This is a genomic window from Marinobacter salinisoli (assembly GCF_017301335.1).
GTDB classification, from domain to species: Bacteria; Pseudomonadota; Gammaproteobacteria; order Pseudomonadales; family Oleiphilaceae; genus Marinobacter; species Marinobacter salinisoli.
In genome coordinates this window covers 1,263,127-1,281,249 of the sequence record NZ_CP071247.1, presented here as the reverse complement: position 1 = coordinate 1,281,249, position 18,123 = coordinate 1,263,127, and the positions used below count along the sequence as shown (strand labels likewise).

The following is an 18,123-nucleotide window of genomic DNA, read 5'->3' as shown; positions in this document are numbered from 1 at the left end:
GCTGGGCTGGCAATGGCTCAATCATTGCTGTTCCCGATTATCACGGACCGAACCAGGAACCTGTCGCGCCAATGTCTGATTCGTTGCCCGCGGATTCTGTTGGGATTGTCACCCCACAGACCTACCGTTTCGATACCCCCATTGACCTTGCCTGTGGCCAAGCTCTGGACAGCTACCAACTGGTGGTAGAAACCTACGGCGAGCTCAATGAAGACGCCAGCAACGCTGTGCTCATCTGCCATGCGCTGAGCGGTCATCACCATGCCGCGGGCTATCACTCTGCGGAGGAACGCAAGCCCGGCTGGTGGGACAGCTGCATCGGCCCCGGCAAGCCCATCGACACCGACCGGTTTTTTGTCGTCAGTCTGAATAATCTGGGCGGTTGTCACGGCAGTACCGGCCCGAACAGCAACAACCCGAAAACCGACAAGCCCTACGGCCCGGAGTTCCCCGTCGTTACGGTACAGGATTGGGTCAAGAGTCAGGCGCTGTTGGCCGACCGGCTTGGCATTCAATGCTGGGCCGCGGTCGTGGGTGGCTCGCTCGGGGGCATGCAGGCCCTGCAGTGGAGCCTGGATTATCCGGACCGGCTCAGGCACGCGGTAGTGATTGCGTCCACCCCGCGCCTGACCGCCCAGAACATCGCCTTCAATGAGGTCGCCCGGCAGGCCATCACCTCGGATCAGGAATTCCATGGCGGCCGCTACTACGACCACGGCGTGATCCCGCGCCGGGGCCTGATGCTGGCCCGCATGGTTGGCCACATCACCTATCTGTCCGATGCTTCCATGGGCGAGAAGTTCGGCCGGGAACTGCGGGACCAGGCTTACAAATTTGGCTTCGACGCCGAATTCCAGGTCGAGAGCTATCTGCGCTACCAGGGCGAGCGCTTCTCCGAAACCTTCGACGCCAACACCTATCTGCTGATGACCCGGGCGCTGGACTATTTCGATCCGGCCCACGATTTCGGGGGCGACCTGGCCCGCGCCATGACCACCGCCCAGTGCGAGTTCCTGGTGCTGTCCTTCAGCACTGACTGGCGTTTCAACCCCTCCCGCTCCGAAGAGATGGTTAACGCCATGATTGCCGCCCGTAAGCGGGTGAGCTACGCGGAAATAGACGCACCCTGGGGGCACGACGCGTTTCTGATTCCCACCCCCCGATACACCAGCGCGTTTTCCGCCTATATGGATCGGGTTGCACGGGAGGTGGGCGCATGAGACCAGACCTTGAGATCATCCAGAACTGGATCCAGCCCGGCCACCACGTGCTGGACCTGGGTTGTGGTGACGGCACGCTGCTGGACTTCCTGCAACGCGAGCGCGGCGCCAGCGGCTTCGGCCTCGAGATCAACCCGGACCACATCACCACCTGCATGGCCAAAGGCGTGGCGGTGATTGAGCAGAACCTCGATACCCAGGGGCTCGACAACTTCGACGACAACAGTTTTGATGTCGTGCTGATGACCCAGGCCCTGCAGGCCGTGCGCCGCCCGGACAAGGTGCTCGACGAAATGCTCCGGATGGGCCGCGAAGGCATTGTCACCTTCCCCAACTTCGCTCACTGGCGCCTGCGCTGGGGGCTGGCGTTGAGTGGCCGCATGCCCGAATCCGAAGCGCTGCCGTATAAATGGTATAACACGCCCAACATCCGGCTGTGCACGTTCAAGGATTTTGAAGCCCTGTGTCGTCAGAAAGGCATCCGCATCAAAAGCCGGCGCGTGGTGGACGGCAAGCATCAAAATAGCTGGCTGGCCCGGTTATGGCCTAACCTGTTGGGAGAAATTGCCATTTACCGCATCACTCGGGAGAACGGGACATGAGTAACAACAGCATTGCTCGTCTGCTCGCTAGAACATGTCTGATTACCCTGACCTGGCTGGTTCTCAGCCTTCAGGCCCAGGCCGCTGGCAACAAGGATTTTGGTGACTACCGGGTGCACTGGAGCGTCCTGCCCAGCACCTTCCTGGCCCCGGAAGTGGCCCGTGCCAACGATTTACGCCGCAGCAAGGGCATCGGCATCATCAACATCGCGATCATGAAGGAAAACGACGACGGCTCGCTGTCGCCGGTCGGTGGCCAGGTGGAAGGCAAAGCCACCAACGACGTGCAGCAGGTCCGCTTTCTGGCCTTCCGCCGTGTTCAGGAAGGTGATGCCGTTTATTTTATTGCCGAGTACCAGTACTCCCCGGGTGAGCTGATGACCTTCAACATCACCGCACGGCCAACGGGCGTGCAACAGGATATGCCGGTTCGGTTCTCTCACACTCTGTTCAGCGACTGACACCAGCCATGAGCCAGAAACTCGTTATCGCCAGCAACAACAAGGGCAAGATCGCCGAACTCACTGACCTGCTGGGCCCGGTGGGATTCGAGCCGGTTGCTCAGGGCGAACTCGGAATATCCGAAGCAGAGGAACCGGCGGTGACATTTGTTGAGAACGCCATCCTGAAGGCCCGGCATGCCGCCCGGGCAAGTGGGTTGCCTGCTCTGGCCGACGACAGCGGCCTGGCGGTGGACGCCCTGGACGGCGCTCCAGGCGTTCGCTCCGCCCGCTATGCCGGTAGCCAGGCCAGCGATAGCGACAATATCGCCGCTTTACTGGCGGCTCTTGGCGATCTGCCAGACACCGAACGCAGCGCCCAGTTCCATTGCGTGCTGGTTTACCTGAAACATGCCGACGATCCGACGCCACTGATCTGCCACGGCCGCTGGCCCGGCGCTATCCTGAGCGCGCCACGGGGTGACGGCGGGTTTGGCTATGATCCGCTGTTCTGGGTTCCGGAACAGGCATGCAGTGCAGCCGAACTGACCCGGGAGCAAAAGGGCAAGATCAGCCATCGGGGACGCGCACTTACGCAGCTGATTCAACAGCTCAGAGCGGGAGCCTGAACCGGTGACCGCCCCTGTCCCGGTGGCGGTTACGCCGCCCCTCAGTCTGTATATCCATGTGCCCTGGTGCGTGCGCAAATGCCCCTATTGTGATTTCAACTCCCACGCCGTGCGCGATGAGATCCCCGAAGCCGCTTACCTTCAGGCCCTGGCGGAAGACCTGCAACAGGATCTTGCGCTCGCCAACGGCCGGGAAATACAGACCATATTCATCGGCGGCGGTACCCCCTCGCTGATGAGCGGTGAGTTCTACCGGAGGCTGTTCGCCGAACTCAGCTCACGACTGGTGATCGCCGACGATGCAGAGATCACACTCGAAGCCAACCCCGGCACCCTGGAACAGGGGCGCTTCGAAAGCTTCCGGGAATCCGGTATTAACCGGCTGTCCATTGGCGTGCAGAGTTTCAAGCCGGAGCATCTGAAGACCCTGGGCCGAATCCATACCCGGGATGCCGCTCACAAGGCCATTGAAGCCGCCCGTCAGGCCGGGTTCGACAACTTCAACATTGATCTTATGCATGGCCTGCCCGAACAGACTCCGGAGGATGCCCTGAGGGACCTGCAGGCGGCCCTGGAGCACCAGCCACCCCACCTGTCCTGGTATCAGCTGACCATCGAACCCAACACCGAGTTTTTCAGCCGGCCACCGAGGCTGCCGGACGATGAGCGCTTGTGGGACATCTATCAGCAGGGTGCCGAATTTTTGCACGCGCAGGGTTTTCGGGATTACGAGGTATCGGCCTGGTCACAGCCCGGCATGGCGTCGAGCCACAACCTGAACTACTGGACGTTCGGCGATTATCTGGCGCTGGGAGCCGGAGCCCACGGCAAAGTGAGTCTTGCGGACGGCCGCATTCGACGCTACTGGAAAACCCGGCAACCGGAGGCTTACCTGAAGCGGATTGGCAGTCGTACCGCCGGGTCGGAGGAGATCGCCCCCAGTGAGCGACCGCTGGAATTCCTGATGAATGCCCTGCGACTCACCGAAGGGGTAGACGAAAGGCTTTTTGCCGGTCGCACAGGTTTGCCGCTATCCTCAGTGCAAGAGACGATTGATCAACTGCGTGATGAGAAACTGCTGAAACCGGACCGGTTGCAGACGACTGAACTGGGACAGCGTTACCTGAACAGCCTGCTGGAGCGTTTTCTGTAATGGACCATCCCCGAGGATGGGCGGCCATGCCGCCGAAGCTCAAAATCCTGCTGGTCGCAACCCTGTTGGTGCTGGCCGCACTCTGGTTGATCAACCAACCGTTGCAAACGTCCTCTGCGCCCCAGGGCGTGGTGAGTTTCCAGGTCGCGGGCACAGCCGATCAGGCGCACGCCATCCTGTTAAGCTGGCAACGTGACGGTGAAACCTGGGCCAAAAGCTACCTGTGGCTGAGCCTGCTCTTTATCCCCATCTACCTGATCACCCTGCTCCGGCTCACGGGCCATCTGATGCGAGACCGCCCGGGTGTGAGGGAGCGCATGGTCGGCCGCTGGGTTCGAACGCTGTTTGTCACCGCCGCCATCAGCGATCTGGTGGAAAACATCCTGTTGCTGAATAACTTCAATCCGCCCAGCGACACGTTCAGCCTGTGGGCCACGATCTTTGCCCTGATCAAGTACGCCGGGCTGATGCTGGGCATCGCAGGCCTGATCATTATCCGGGCAGCCCGACGCCACCCGTTAGAACATCACTGATCGGAAACGATCAATTGGTGCGGTAAAAAAGCAAGTCCCACACCCCGTGCCCCAGGCGCTCGCCTCGCTTCTCGAACTTGGTGATGGGCCGGGTGTCTGGCCGGGGCGAATAACCGCCGTCTTCCTGGGTATTGGCAAAGCCTTCGGCTTCAACCATTACTTCCATCATATGCTCGGCGTAGTTTTCCCAATCCGTGGCCAGATGAAGGATGCCACCAACGCGCAGCTTGTGACGGATGCGTTGAACAAATTCCGACTGCACCAGGCGACGCTTATGATGTTTTTTCTTCGGCCAGGGGTCCGGGAAGAAGATCATGACCTGATCCAGACACGCATCCGGCAGGCACAGATCGATCACGTCGTTTACATCGATGTTGTAGACGCGAACGTTCTCCAGCCCCCGCTCGTCGACGTCCTTCAGTAGCGAACCGACACCGGGGAGATGCACCTCCACACCGATGAAATCCTGCTCTGGTGCGGCCTCCGCCATTTCGGCCAGAGACTTGCCCATGCCAAAACCAATTTCCAGGTTCAGAACGGCGTCACGGCCAAACACCTGACGTGGATCGATCATGCCGTCTTCACGGGTCAGTCCGTACTGCGACCACAGTCGATCGAATGCCTTTTTCTGCCCTTCAGTCATTCTGCCCTGACGCAGAACGAAGCTACGAATCCCTCGGCGCGTCGTTACCGGCGAATCCGACGCCTTGTCGTTCGAATCGGGCGGTGTTTTCTGGTCGGTCATTTGAAATCCTCAAGCGCTGGCTGCGGGTTTAAAGTAACGAGAACAAACACACAGTTTACCAGAGTCCGTTCCATCAGGAGGACACCGGCGAGCGGTTTGGCTGCTGGCGATCCAGCTGACGATAGCCCAGAGCTTCTGCCAGGTGGCACTGGCTCAGTGTGGCCGCATCGTCCAGATCCGCCAGCGTTCGCGCAACGCGCAAGATCCGATGCAATGCCCGGGCGGACAACCCCAACCGGTTCATCGCGCCCGTCAGCATCTGCTCGTTCGCCGAATCCAGCCCGCACGCTTCCTGCAACGCTCGGCCGGTGAGCATCGCGTTGATGCCGCCCCGATGATCCTGCCGCTCCCGGGCCTGCAGCACCCGCTCGCGCACCACGGCACTGCACTCACCCGGGGCGCCACTGTGTAACAGAACATCGGCAGACTGAACCGGCACCTCCACATGCATATCGAACCGATCCAGCAAAGGGCCCGACACCCTGGCGCGGTATCGAAGCACCTGCTGCGCAGAACACTGACACTCCCGTGTCGGATGCCCCAGAAAACCACAGGGGCATGGATTCATGGCACCGACCAGCTGAAACCGGGCTGGAAAAATCACCTGACGCGCTGCACGGCTGATGGCGATGACTCCCGACTCCATGGGCTCGCGGAGTACCTCCAATACCTTGCGCTCAAATTCAGGCAACTCGTCGAGAAACAGTACGCCACCATGGGCCAGAGAGATTTCCCCCGGCCGCGGGTTGCTGCCGCCCCCCACCATGGCAACCGCAGACGCCGTGTGGTGAGGGGCTCGAAAAGGCGGCAATCGCCACTGCTCGGGTGGCACCGGGTGCCCCGACACAGAGTGAATGGCCGCCACCTCCAGCGCGGCAGACGTGTGCAAGCATGGCAGAAGCCCCGGTAGCCGGCTTGCGAGCATACTCTTGCCGGTACCCGGAGGCCCGAAAAAGAGCAGATTGTGCTGGCCCGCTGCCGCTACCTCGAGCGCCCTTCGGGGCACGTGCTGCCCCCGCACATCGGCCAGGTCCGGAGTTTCGACCGGTGCTTGCCCGGGTGCAACCGGTGCAGGCGGGACCGGACCGAGCTTTGATTGTCCCGTGATATGCCCGCAAACCTCCAACAGGTGGCCGGCGGCCAATACCTCTCCCTCACTGACCAGGGATGCTTCCAGCGCGTTCGCCAAAGGCACCATAATGGCCCGGCCCGCCTCGGTGGCGGCGACAGCGGCGGGCAATACACCACTCAGGGCACGCAACGCGCCATCGAGCGACAGTTCACCTACGAACTCGAGACGCTCCAGCGGTTCGCTCGGTAACTGACCGGACGCCGCCAGAATGCCGATAGCAATGGGAAGATCGAATCGTGCGCCTTCTTTGGGCAGATCCGCTGGCGCCAGATTGATGGTGATGCGACGGGCAGGGAATTCGAAACCGGCATTCAGCAGAGCGCTACGCACCCGTTCCCGGCTCTCGCGGACCGCGGTTTCCGGCATTCCGACGATGGACAGCGCAGGCAGACCTCCGGAGAGGTGGACCTCGACGGTGACACTGGGGGCAACCACGCCGACACTGGCGCGGGAATGGACAATCGCAAGCATGACAACCTTCCATGGTTTCATGGGTTACAGACACTTCCGGGCCCGGCATCCTGCCAGGCAAACCGGCGTTTATTTCGCCTTGAGCTGCTGCTCCAACTCCGCCACGCGCTGCTCCAGCGCGTCGACTTTTTCACGGGTTTTCAACAACACAGCCTGTTGGGCGTCGAACTCTTCGCGGGTAACCAGTTCCAGCCGGGCCAGCACAGACATCACCGTTGCTCGGGCGTGGGTTTCGAAGTCTTCTCTGGCGGCACGGGCCATGTCCGGCACGAACTGACCAAACTGGCCCTGCAACTGGGCAAAAATATCCTGTGGACCTTTCACGAACGGCTTCCTCTTGGTAGCTCACCTCAATTCCGGCACGGCCTGACGCCAACTCTGCCGTCTAGGGGCGCAGTGTATCACAAGGGCCTCTGGCGAGCGTGTGATGACCCAGACAGAGACCCACCTGGGGACCTTGAACAAGGGTGGTGCCAAATCGAGCTATTTAGGTGCACAATGCTCTTTATTGGTGCGCACTTTTGCGCCAATCTGGGACAGGCATTGCCCAGGACATTGATATATAATGTTTTTTTTGCGTTGGCACACCCAATGCTTTCTACCTCGTACGCAATCCGCACAGTTGATGTGCGAGGTGGCAGCATCCCGAACCCATCAGTCGGCCGCCAGGCCCTCACTGCTGGGCCGGCTTTACCAAGGAGACAGCAATGAAACTTGTGACAGCGATCATTAAGCCTTTCAAGCTGGATGATGTCCGTGAGGCACTATCCGAGATTGGCGTTCAAGGTGTAACCGTCACTGAAGTCAAAGGCTTCGGTCGGCAGAAAGGACACACAGAGCTCTACCGTGGCGCGGAATACGTGGTGGATTTCCTCCCGAAGGTCAAAGTAGAAGTTGCCATTGGCGACAACCTGCTGGACCAGGTGATCGAGTCCATCACCAAGGCAGCCAACACCGGCAAGATCGGTGACGGCAAAATTTTTGTTACAGAACTGGAGCAGGCCATCCGGATCCGGACAGGCGAAACCGGCGAAGAAGCGGTGTGATCCGGATCTGACAGAACTGCCAACGCAAATTTTTTAACCGAATCAAGCCTTGTGCGGAGGGCTTAAAATGGAAAGTAATCTTAATCATATTTTTGAATTGCAGTACGCAATGGACACGTTCTACTTCCTGATTTGCGGCGCGCTGGTCATGTGGATGGCCGCGGGTTTTGCCATGCTGGAAGCAGGTCTTGTCCGTGCCAAAAACACCACTGAAATCCTGACCAAAAACGTCGCCCTGTTCGCAATCGCCTGTACCATGTACCTGATTTGCGGCTACGACATCATGTACGGCGGTGGCCTGTTCCTTGACGGCATCACTACCGTTGCTGAAATGGACGACGCAGCTATTGCAGGCGTTATCGCAGCATCCACCGAAGCCGGTTTCGGCGACATGGGTGAGTACAGCGGTGCTTCCGACTTCTTCTTCCAGGTTGTGTTCGTAGCAACCGCTATGTCCATCGTATCCGGTGCCGTTGCCGAGCGTATGAAACTGTGGGCCTTCCTGCTGTTTGCCGTTGTTATGACTGGCTTCATCTACCCGATGGAAGGCGCCTGGACCTGGAACGGTGACGCAGTATTCGGCATGTTCGAGCTGAACTACAGTGACTACGCCGGTTCCGGTATTGTTCACATGGCTGGTGCTGCTGCTGCCCTGGCGGGTGTGCTGGTGCTGGGTCCGCGCGCCGGCAAGTACGGCGCTAACGGTCAGATCAACGCCTTCCCGGGCGCCAACCTGCCGCTGGCAACCCTCGGTACCTTCATCCTGTGGATGGGCTGGTTCGGCTTTAACGGCGGTTCCACGCTGAAGCTGGGTGGCATCGGCGTTGCCAACGAAGTTGCTAACGTGTTCCTGAACACCAACGCTGCCGCCGCGGGCGGTCTGATCACAGCTCTGGTGGTTGCTCGCATCATGTTCGGCAAAGCCGACCTGACCATGGCCCTGAACGGTGCCCTGGCTGGCCTGGTTGCGATCACTGCCGAGCCGGCTGATCCGTCTCCGCTGCTGGCGACCGTCATCGGTGCCATCGGTGGCGCGATCGTAGTCTTCTCCATCGTGTTCATGGACAAGATCCGCATTGACGATCCGGTTGGTGCCATCTCCGTTCACGGTGTGGTTGGTATCTGGGGTATCTTCGCGGTACTGCTGTCCGACGCCGACGCGACCTTCATGGGTCAGCTGGTAGGCACCCTGACCATCTTCATCTGGGTCTTCGTTACCAGCCTGATCACCTGGTTGGTCATCAAGGCCATCATGGGCATCCGTGTCAGCGAAGAAGACGAGTACGAAGGTGTGGATCTGTCCGAGTGCGGTATGGAAGCCTATCCGGAGTGGGTTAACGCCCGTCAGTAATCAACTGACTGCAAACGAAAGGGGCGCCCGATGGGCGCCCCTTTTTTGTGCCAGCAAACGTTACTTTACGGACACCGCTCAACGCACTCCGTGATACAGCGAATCATCCGAGTGACGCAGATACAGCAGCAGTACCGTTTCCGCTTCTTGGTGTGTGTCATAGGGCCCTTCCACCGACCCTTCCCGGGTCTGAAAGAACCACTTACCGTTTACCAGTGAAAACCGGTCGCTGCGGAACCAGTGCTTCTCAGACTCTCCTTTGCGCACATCCATCACTAGACTCTCCTTGCTCAATGCTGACCGGGTCGATGCAATTTTCGACCACATCGTTTTTGAGTCTAGACCGAGAGCAGACCTTGTCTAGCGATAAACCTTACCCTTCACCCGGCTGAACCGGATCGCCAAGGCTTTCCGCCATGAACTGCGGCATCGCCAGCGCACCGCGGTGGACACCCGCGTTGTAATAGCGAGTCACAAACGGCCGGTTATCGGCATCCTCTTCCCGGAAATACTGCACAGGCTTGTGCTTGCCAGCCATGGTGCAGCTCCACCACCCGGTCGGATACACCGGTTGCGGGAACGGCAGGGTGTGGACGTGATCGAAGCCAGCCTTGCGCAGATCGGTGTGAATGGACTTGATGATGGAATCGGTGTGCAGCATCGGCGATTCGCTTTGCTGGACAATCAGTCCGCCCTCGTTCAGCGCCAGCAGCGCATCCCGATAGAAATCCAGCGCAAACAGGCCCTCGGCCGGCCCCACTGGATCCGTGCTGTCAATGATGATCAGATCCAGGCTGCCGGGGGCTACATCCCGAATCCACTGGATGCCGTCGCCGAAAAAGAAATTGGCCCGGGGGTCCTCGTTGGACTCACAGAGTTCCGGGAAGTATTTTTCGGACATGCGGGTCACCCGCTCGTCAATTTCAACCTGCCAGGCTTCTTCCACGCCAGGATGCTTGAGCACCTCCTTCAAGGTCCCGCAGTCACCGCCACCAATGATGGCGACTTTCTTCGGATCCCGGTGGGTAAACAGCGCCGGATGGGTCATCATCTCGTGGTACAGGAAGTTGTCGCGAGAGGTCAGCATCACGCACCCGTCCAGCACCATCAGATTGCCGAAGGTTTCGGTCTCATAGATTTCGAGTTTCTGGAACGGCGTCTGCTCTTCATGCAGTTTTTGCTTGATCTGCAGGGAAAAAGCGGTTCCCTGATCCTGGAAGATTTCGGTAAACCAGCCTTCGTTCAATGATGACATGCGGTGCCTCCCTGTGCTCCATGGGCTGAATTGGTGCCGCCATTGTAGGGCCGCATGCACCTCAGCTGAAGCCTTAATGTTTGTTGGCACGCTGTTTTTCTGCGAATCCGGCTCTTTCAGGCAAGGCAGCGACCACCTACAATGCGGCCATACACAGCACGACCACCTTCAAGCTGCCACCCCGGTTTCCCAACAGGATGACGACAATGAGCGAAGCCAGCCGCCAGGCCCACAAGGTCTATAACATCAGCCACTGGAGCGACGGCTACATCGGTGTCAGTGCGGCGGGCGAGGTGTTGATCCGCCCCCACCGCGGCCAGGACTCCGCCGCCATCAACCTGCCCGAGCTGACGCAGTCACTGATGGCCTCCGGGGTGGCGTTGCCGGTGCTGATCCGCTTTTCGGACATTCTTCACGATCGCGTGAATACACTGTGCAATGCCTTCAACACGATGGCCGAGGAGCACGACTATCAGGGCAAATACACCGCGGTTTACCCGATCAAGGTGAACCAGCAACGGCGGGTCGTGGAAGAGCTGATATCAGCGGAACCGGCGGCCAGCAACGGACAGATCGGCCTCGAAGCGGGCAGCAAACCGGAGCTGATGGCGGTGCTGGCCATGTCACCCAAAGCCGGCTCGGTCATCGTCTGCAACGGCTACAAGGACCGCGAATATATCCGTCTGGCCCTGATCGGCCAGAAGCTGGGCCACCGGGTTTTTCTCGTGGTTGAAAAACGCTCCGAACTGCCGCTCATTCTGCGCGAAGCGGAAGATCTGGGCGTCTCGCCACTGATTGGCGTTCGCGCCAGGCTCGCCAGCATCGGCAAGGGCAACTGGCAGAATACTGGCGGTGAAAAATCCAAGTTTGGCCTGTCAGCCCAGCAGGTGCTGGAAGTGGTCCGGACGCTCCGCGAGGCCGGTGCCCTGCATACGCTGCAATTGCTGCACTTCCACCTGGGCTCACAAATCGCCAATATCCGCGACATACAGACCGGCCTGCGCGAATGCGCACGGTTTTACAGCGAACTGTGTCAGCTTGGGGCACCGATCAGCACCGTGGACATCGGCGGCGGCTTGGGCGTGGACTACGAAGGCACCCGGTCGCGCAGCAGTTGCTCGATGAACTACAGCGTCAAGGAATACGCTTCCAACGTTATCCGGACCCTGCAGGCTGAGTGCGACCGCCACGACCTGCCCCACCCTGACCTGATCAGCGAGTCCGGCCGGGCTCTGACCGCTCATCACTCAGTTCTGGTGACCAACGTGATTGATCGCGACACGCCCGACGACCTCGTGCCGGCGCAGCCGGGAGCCGATGCGCCCGCCCCCCTGCAAGATCTGTGGCGGGACCTGCTCAGCCTGGAGGATGAAAACTCGCCCCGCTCCCTGCCCGAGATCTATCACGATATCCTGCATGCCATTTCGGACGTCCACGCCCAGTTCGCTCATGGCGTGCTGTCGCTTCAGGACCGCGCCGACGCCGAAACGATCTACACCCGCTGCTGCCGCCTGCTGAGGGCCGCGCTCGACAGCACCAGCCGGGTGCATCGGGAGATCATTGACGAGCTCAATGAAAAGCTTGCTGAAAAGCTGTTTGTGAATTTCTCGCTGTTCCAATCGCTGCCAGATGTCTGGGGCATTGACCAGATTTTCCCGGTTCTGCCGATCAACGGCCTGAACCGGCCACTGAACCGCCGGGCCGTCATTCAGGACATCACCTGCGACTCCGATGGCCGGATCGACCAGTACGTGGATGGCCAGGGTATTGAGAGCACCCTCCCGCTGCCGGAAGACCAGCCCGGGGAAGCCTTACTGATGGGATTTTTTATGACCGGGGCCTACCAGGAAATACTGGGGGATATGCACAACCTGTTTGGCGACACTCATTCGGTGGATGTCCGGCTTAACGGCAACAACGGATTCGACACCAGTGCCCCGATGACCGGCGATACCGTGTCGACGGTCCTTCGCTACGTCAACTTCGACTCCGCCAGCCTGCTCAAGTCCTATGAGAGAAAGCTGGCCGACAGCGAACTGCCTGAAGAGGTTCGAACGGCACTGTTGGCGGAACTGGCAGCCGGACTGGAGGGCTATACCTACCTGGAAACGTGATCCGGGCGGATTTCCTGCTGGTCGCGTTGCCGCCAGACACTGGGTGCGACACCCTCCCATTTCCGGAATGCCCGGGCGAAGTTCGACGGATCGCTGTAACCCAGGGCATCGGCAATGGCGTCCAGATTGAGTTCCTGCCGGCGCAGAAGTACCAGCGAGCGCTCGTGCCGAATCCGGTCCTGCAGCTGTTTGAAACGTAGCCCCTCCCGCGTCAGCTGACGCCGGAGAGTGCGTGGCGAGATGAGCAATTGGTCGGCAACCTGCTCCAGACCCGGCAAACGTCCGTCTCGGGTCGAGGCCAGTATTCGCTCGACCTTATCGGCCATGGAGGCCGTCGCCTCTATGGTGCGCATCTGTTCCTCGCACTGCGCCTCGGCCATACGACGGGTCACCGGATTGGACAGAACCAGTGGCAGTGCCAGAAACTGCGCCTGGAACCGCATCTGGTTGGCCTCGCCACCAAATTCCACAATGTCGCCAAACAGCCCTCGATAGGGCGAAGTATCCTCTGGCTCCGGATAGGCAAACCGGCAGCACCCCGCCCTGGTTAACTTATCGCCGAACAGCAGCTGATTCACGTCCATCAGTGAGGCCATGAGCAGGTCGATGGTGAAGCGACGCAGGTCATCCACCTGATGGACAACGTCCAGTTGCAGCACCGCCTCGTCGGACTCGGTGAAGAACGAGAGCGCCATATACACGAACCGTGTGCGGCAGTACTTGATGAGCACCGAAATCGCCTGCTCCAGGGTGTCACAGCTGACCGCCGCCTGGGACAGCGCGCCGTGGGTTGTGAACTTCAGCCTCAGGCCAAACGCCAGCCCCAGCGCAGGGTCACCGCTTCGCTGCAGGCATTCACGGCACAGGGCAACGAACTGTGGAATGGAGATCAGATTGTCCGGATGCTCGAGCAGGCCCGGCCGGATCCCGGCAGCACTCAGCAACGACGGGCGGGAAACCCCCTTTTCCTGAACCAACTGACACAGGATGTCGGCGTAGTGGGCGTGGATAAACGGTTGATTGGCGGCACTGGTTGGGGCGTTCATCAATGGAAGCCTCTCTGATTATTGTTGTTTTTGCAGCCTAATGCGGTTGAAACCGCTCGGCAATCTCCGGTCCGACGCGGCCAGGCCGGCACTTTTACCACTGAGTTACCCACCCGATCCGCGAGCCAGACTGATTGGCCGAGAAAATGATCCAGACTGGACCACCTCTCGTAAGTTCAGTCACTGACAAATACCGGACGAGTGCATAGAATGACCAGAACGATTTTAAATAATGCGTCTGTCAAGGAGCGGCCAGTGACCACACTGGAGCACACGCCGTCTAGCTCAGAGGGAAGAAAAGATCCCTGGAGCCAGTTACTGCAGAAAGTGGGGAGCCATCAGGATCGGGAAGCTTATCACCAGCTTTTTGAGCATTTCGGCCCGCAAATCAAGTACTACGCCATTGCCAACGGGCTCGCGAGCCACGCCGAGGAGCTGGTGCAGGAGGTGTTCGTGTCGATCTGGCGGCGGGCCACCCTGTACGACTGGAGAAAGGCAGCCGCATCGACCTGGATTTTCACCATTGCCCGTAATCAGCGCATCGACATGCTGCGCAAGATGCAGCGAATGAGCGCGGAAATGGCGGTGGAAACAGAAGATCTGTGGCAGATCCCCGGCGAGAACGAAAATGAACCGGTGACGTCATTGCATCGTCTGATGTCTGAGAGGCGCATTCGCGAATCATTGAGCCATTTGCCGGAAGAGCAGATCACCGTCATTGCCAAAGTGTACATGGAGCACAAATCGCATCAGGTGGTCGCGGACGAACTCAACATTCCCCTTGGCACCGTAAAGAGCCGGGTGCGCCTGGCGCTGAATAAGTTAAAAGTAATTTTGCAGGATCAGAACGTATGACACGGCATCATCCCGATAGCTTGAGTTTGATGGATTACAGTGCAGGCAGCTTGAGCGAGCCTCTGGCGCTGTGTATCCGCTTGCATCTGGACGAGTGCTCCGAATGCCGAGGCCGGGCCGACATGCTGGACAGCCTTGGTGCGGTGATGATGGAGCGTCAGCCGAAAGTATCGGTAAAAGAAGAGATGTTCAGCAATATCCTCGCCCGTATTGATGACGAGATGGCGATGAGCGCTGAACAAGCGGCAAGCCTGGAAAGTGCCTCTGGTCACAGGCAACCGAGACGCAGTGCGTTGCAGAAATTGCTCGGTGAAGACATCAATCAGCTGCCATGGAAGCGGCAACTCGGTGATGTGAGTGTACTGGATATTTCCGACCGGTTTCCTGGCCAGAGCCAGCAGGTGGTGTTGCAGAAACTTGCGGCAGGTGGGAAGGCACCGGCTCATACCCACCGTGGCGACGAGACAACGATCGTACTGCAAGGCGCTTTTGCTGACCAGAACGGGGTTTTCAATCAATGGGACTACGTTGTTTTGAATGAAAAAGACGAGCACAAACCGGTTGCGGTCGGGTGTGAGGACTGCATCACGTTATCGGTGCTGAGCGCGCCGGTGAAACTGACCGGCACCTTTTCCCGAATGTTGAACCCGTTCATCCGGTGAGCAGCAGTAAGATGAGCAAGGGCACCTGACGGTGCCCTTTTTTTGGCTCCTCACCAGGGCAGCTCGCTGCCATCCCAGCTGAGAAAACGACCATTATCGTCACTGCTCACGCCCTCGAGCACGGTCATCAGATTGGCTGCTGTGTCAGCCGGTTGATGAACCTGCAACTGCGCCAGGGACTGGCCAAATGGTGCGCTCAACTCCGACTCCGTGGTACCCGGGTGCATGGCAACACAGGCGACCGGCTTGCAGCGCCTCGGCAATTCCACCGATAACGTCCGCACCAGCATATTCAACGCGGCCTTGGAACTGCGATAGGCATACCAGCCACCCAAGCGATTGTCACTGATCGACCCGACCTTCGCCGAAATCGCCGCAATTCGCTTGAATCGCCGATGCCGGAACCAGGGTAAGAGCGCACGTACCAGCACAGCGAACCCGGTCGCATTCACAGCGAACGCCCGGGTCATGGCTGTGGCGGAGAGGTCCTCCAGCCGTTTTTCGGGAAACATGTCGGACGCATGCAGTATTCCTGCGGCGTACAGCAACATATCCACGCCCTGCTCGGCCGGCATAACCGACTCCAGAGCGTGCGTCACGCCCGTCAGCGACTCGGGATGCTCCGCGTCCCAAGGGATAAGCTCGACCCGATCGGAGGTCTGCAAGGGCTCGGCCGCTCGCTCCGGACGGCGGCACAACCCCACAATCCGGCTATCGGGAACCGCGTCCAGAATGGCCTGCGCCATGGCCCCACCGATGGCGCCGGAGGCTCCTGCAATCACGACGTGTCTCATAAGTCTTTCCTGCTCCAGTTAAGCACCTGGGCCAGTGCCAGGCGGGAAAGGTCTCCGATGAATCACACCAGAGCCGCTGTAGCTGTAGAAGGATACGACGAGTTTCGGCCTCAGACCGCTTAAGCCAGTGAACCGGAAAATTAAAACAACCGTATGAAATGACAGTTTTAACCGGCAGCGGATTGAGGCAATTCCTCCCGGCCATGAAAAAAACAGCAGGCAAAGTAAGGAGAGCAAGGCATGCAATATAAGGCTCCAGCGAACGACCTCCGATTTTTGTTGTTTGATGTTCTGGGCGTGGATCAACTCCACAAACTGGAAAAGTACGCAGACGCAACACCCGACCTGATTTCCGCCGTCATTGACGAGGCCGGGAAACTCGCGGCTGAGGTCATTCAACCCACGAATCAGATTGGCGATCGGGAAGGCTGCCAATACGATCCGGAAACCCGTTCCGTGACTACGCCGGACGCCTTCAAGTCCGCCTACAAGACCTTCGTTGAAGGGGGCTGGACGGCGTTGGACGCACCACTGGAGTTCGGCGGCCAGGGCCTGCCCCACACGCTCAAATTTGTGGTGGATGAGATGGTCTGCTCCACCAATCTGTCGCTGGGCATGTACCCGGGACTGACCCACGGCGCCATCAGCGCTTTGTATGCCCACGGCTCCGACGAACTCAAGCAAACCTACCTTGCCAAACTGATCTCGGGCGAGTGGACCGGCACCATGTGCCTGACCGAACCCCACTGCGGCACTGACCTGGGACTGATTCGCACCCGGGCGAAACCGAACGATGATGGCAGCTACGCCATCGAGGGCACCAAAATCTGGATCACCGGTGGCGAACACGACCTGGTCGACAACATCGTGCACCTGGTGCTGGCCAAACTGCCCGGCGCGCCGGACACCACAAAAGGGATTTCCCTGTTCGTGGTGCCCAAGTTCCTGCCCGACACCGGTGAACGTAACCCGGCCTTCTGCGGGGGTCTGGAGCACAAAATGGGCATCAAAGGCTCGGCCACCTGTGTGATGAACTTCGAGGGCGCCAAAGGCTGGCTTGTCGGCGAAGCCAATGACGGCATGCGCGCCATGTTCACGATGATGAACGAAGCTCGCCTGATGGTGGGCATGCAAGGTCTTGGCCTGGCTGAAATGGCCTATCAGGAAAGTCTGGGATTCGCCCGGGAACGTCTGCAAAGCCGTTCCCTGAGCGGCCCGAAGAACCCGGACGGACCGGCCGACCCGATCATCGTTCACCCGGACGTGCGCCGCATGTTGATGCGCCAGAAGGTTCTCAACGAGGGCATGCGAGCGCTGGCGCTGTTCACCGGCCAGCAGCTGGACGTGTCGGTCGCCCACCCCGATGACGCTACCCGGGAATCGGCAGACGATCTGGTGCAGCTGCTCACACCGGTGGTAAAGGCCTTCCTGACCGACGAAGGTTTCAATAACGCCAATACCGGGCTGCAGGTATTGGGCGGATCGGGGTTCACCACCGACTGGCCGCTGGAGCAACTGGTGCGCGACGGGCGCATCGCGCGTATCTACGAAGGCACCAACGGGATTCAGGCCATGGATCTGGTCGGCCGCAAGCTCAGCCTCAAAGGCGGTCAGCTGGTTCGCACCCTGTTTGCCACCCTGGTCGGCTACCTCAAGGACAACCCGGAAGCGCCCCACCGGGAGCAGCTCAAGGAGGCCATCAGCGCGCTGGAAGAAGCCACCGGCTGGCTGGCCAGCAATGCGCCAGCTGATCCTGAGCAGGCCGGAGCCGCGGCCTCGCCGTACCTGCGTCTGATGGCGCTGACCGTCATCGGTTACCTGTGGTCCCGCATGGCGGGCGAGGCCCAGACCCAGCTGGCTGGCAGTGACAAGGGCAACAACCCGGCCCTGCTGGAAAGCAAGCTCGTATCGGCTCGTTTTTACTTTGAAAAACTGCTGCCGGAAGTTCACTGGCTGCTGGCCGACATTCGCACTGGCAAGGACAGCATGATGGCCTTTGAGGACGATCACTGGGTGGCGTGACCCGGGCCGTCGCGGCCACGGGTTCAGCCGTGGCCGCAAATGACCGATGAATG

At 59.6% G+C, this 18,123-nt stretch carries 19 protein-coding genes; 12 read left to right on the top strand and 7 right to left on the bottom strand.

What is annotated here, in order from left to right:
• The first annotated feature begins 71 nt into the window (after positions 1–71).
• From metX to LPB19_RS05760, 6 genes are read left to right on the top strand one after another with little or no spacing between them, the layout of a single operon-like run.
• Positions 72–1,220 (top strand): homoserine O-succinyltransferase MetX, encoded by a 1,149-nt coding sequence (gene metX, locus LPB19_RS05785; protein WP_206645149.1) that lies wholly within the window; start codon positions 72–74, stop codon positions 1,218–1,220.
• Complete coding sequence (metW, locus tag LPB19_RS05780; RefSeq protein ID WP_206645148.1) at positions 1,217–1,822, top strand: methionine biosynthesis protein MetW; 606 nt, start codon at positions 1,217–1,219, stop codon at positions 1,820–1,822. The genes metX and metW overlap by 4 nt, the downstream gene beginning before the upstream one ends.
• A complete protein-coding gene (locus tag LPB19_RS05775; RefSeq protein ID WP_206645147.1) occupies positions 1,819–2,283 on the top strand; it encodes a DUF4426 domain-containing protein in 465 nt (154 codons plus the stop codon). The genes metW and LPB19_RS05775 overlap by 4 nt, the downstream gene beginning before the upstream one ends.
• 8 nt (positions 2,284–2,291) lie before the next feature.
• Positions 2,292–2,891: an RdgB/HAM1 family non-canonical purine NTP pyrophosphatase gene (gene rdgB / locus LPB19_RS05770; RefSeq protein ID WP_206645146.1), complete on the top strand. Its 600-nt coding sequence runs from the start codon at positions 2,292–2,294 to the stop codon at positions 2,889–2,891.
• A 4-nt stretch (positions 2,892–2,895) separates the two neighbouring features.
• Positions 2,896–4,044, top strand: a complete 1,149-nt coding sequence (hemW, locus tag LPB19_RS05765; protein WP_206645145.1) for a radical SAM family heme chaperone HemW — start codon at positions 2,896–2,898, stop codon at positions 4,042–4,044.
• A gap of 26 nt (positions 4,045–4,070) precedes the next feature.
• A complete protein-coding gene (locus LPB19_RS05760; RefSeq protein WP_228289225.1) occupies positions 4,071–4,577 on the top strand; it encodes a hypothetical protein in 507 nt (168 codons plus the stop codon).
• A 10-nt stretch (positions 4,578–4,587) separates the two neighbouring features.
• Here the strand turns inward: LPB19_RS05760 and trmB are convergent, their stop codons facing one another.
• From trmB to LPB19_RS05745, 3 genes are all read right to left on the bottom strand, one after another.
• A complete protein-coding gene (gene trmB, locus LPB19_RS05755) occupies positions 4,588–5,322 on the bottom strand; it encodes a tRNA (guanosine(46)-N7)-methyltransferase TrmB (protein ID WP_206645143.1) in 735 nt (244 codons plus the stop codon).
• Positions 5,323–5,395: 73 nt separating this feature from the next.
• Positions 5,396–6,925 (bottom strand): YifB family Mg chelatase-like AAA ATPase, encoded by a 1,530-nt coding sequence (locus LPB19_RS05750; protein ID WP_206645704.1) that lies wholly within the window; start codon positions 6,923–6,925, stop codon positions 5,396–5,398.
• Between the two features lie 69 nt (positions 6,926–6,994).
• Entirely contained in the window at positions 6,995–7,249 is a 255-nt protein-coding gene (locus LPB19_RS05745; protein ID WP_206645142.1) for an accessory factor UbiK family protein, read from the bottom strand.
• Between the two features lie 383 nt (positions 7,250–7,632).
• Between LPB19_RS05745 and glnK the strand changes: the two genes are divergently transcribed.
• Both glnK and LPB19_RS05735 read left to right on the top strand, forming a co-directional pair.
• Positions 7,633–7,971, top strand: a complete 339-nt coding sequence (glnK, locus tag LPB19_RS05740; protein WP_004578958.1) for a P-II family nitrogen regulator — start codon at positions 7,633–7,635, stop codon at positions 7,969–7,971.
• 67 nt (positions 7,972–8,038) lie between these two features.
• Positions 8,039–9,322 carry an ammonium transporter gene (locus LPB19_RS05735; RefSeq protein WP_206645141.1) on the top strand — a complete coding sequence of 428 codons (1,284 nt, stop codon included), beginning with the start codon at positions 8,039–8,041 and terminating at the stop codon, positions 9,320–9,322.
• A gap of 78 nt (positions 9,323–9,400) precedes the next feature.
• Here LPB19_RS05735 and LPB19_RS05730 read toward each other — a convergent pair whose 3' ends face one another.
• Together LPB19_RS05730 and speE are read right to left on the bottom strand one after the other, a co-directional pair.
• Positions 9,401–9,595 (bottom strand): DUF6316 family protein, encoded by a 195-nt coding sequence (locus LPB19_RS05730; RefSeq protein WP_206645140.1) that lies wholly within the window; start codon positions 9,593–9,595, stop codon positions 9,401–9,403.
• 100 nt (positions 9,596–9,695) lie between these two features.
• Positions 9,696–10,577: a polyamine aminopropyltransferase gene (speE, locus tag LPB19_RS05725; RefSeq protein WP_206645139.1), complete on the bottom strand. Its 882-nt coding sequence runs from the start codon at positions 10,575–10,577 to the stop codon at positions 9,696–9,698.
• 206 nt (positions 10,578–10,783) lie between these two features.
• Here speE and speA point away from each other — a divergent pair, with 206 nt between their 5' ends.
• Complete coding sequence (gene speA, locus LPB19_RS05720; protein ID WP_206645138.1) at positions 10,784–12,691, top strand: biosynthetic arginine decarboxylase; 1,908 nt, start codon at positions 10,784–10,786, stop codon at positions 12,689–12,691.
• Here speA and LPB19_RS05715 read toward each other — a convergent pair.
• Positions 12,676–13,737, bottom strand: coding sequence for an AraC family transcriptional regulator (locus LPB19_RS05715; protein ID WP_206645137.1), 1,062 nt, complete (start codon positions 13,735–13,737; stop codon positions 12,676–12,678). The genes speA and LPB19_RS05715 overlap by 16 nt on opposite strands.
• 255 nt (positions 13,738–13,992) lie before the next feature.
• Here LPB19_RS05715 and LPB19_RS05710 point away from each other — a divergent pair, with 255 nt between their 5' ends.
• Positions 13,993–14,592 (top strand): sigma-70 family RNA polymerase sigma factor, encoded by a 600-nt coding sequence (locus LPB19_RS05710; protein WP_206645136.1) that lies wholly within the window; start codon positions 13,993–13,995, stop codon positions 14,590–14,592.
• Positions 14,589–15,254 carry a ChrR family anti-sigma-E factor gene (locus LPB19_RS05705; RefSeq protein ID WP_206645135.1) on the top strand — a complete coding sequence of 222 codons (666 nt, stop codon included), beginning with the start codon at positions 14,589–14,591 and terminating at the stop codon, positions 15,252–15,254. The genes LPB19_RS05710 and LPB19_RS05705 overlap by 4 nt, the downstream gene beginning before the upstream one ends.
• A 50-nt stretch (positions 15,255–15,304) precedes the next feature.
• On the opposite strand, the gene LPB19_RS05700 is transcribed toward LPB19_RS05705, so the two are convergent.
• Positions 15,305–16,048, bottom strand: coding sequence for an SDR family NAD(P)-dependent oxidoreductase (locus LPB19_RS05700; RefSeq protein WP_206645134.1), 744 nt, complete (start codon positions 16,046–16,048; stop codon positions 15,305–15,307).
• Between the two features lie 240 nt (positions 16,049–16,288).
• Between LPB19_RS05700 and LPB19_RS05695 the strand changes: the two genes are divergently transcribed.
• A complete protein-coding gene (locus tag LPB19_RS05695) occupies positions 16,289–18,070 on the top strand; it encodes an acyl-CoA dehydrogenase C-terminal domain-containing protein (protein ID WP_206645133.1) in 1,782 nt (593 codons plus the stop codon).
• The last annotated feature ends 53 nt before the right edge of the window (positions 18,071–18,123 follow it).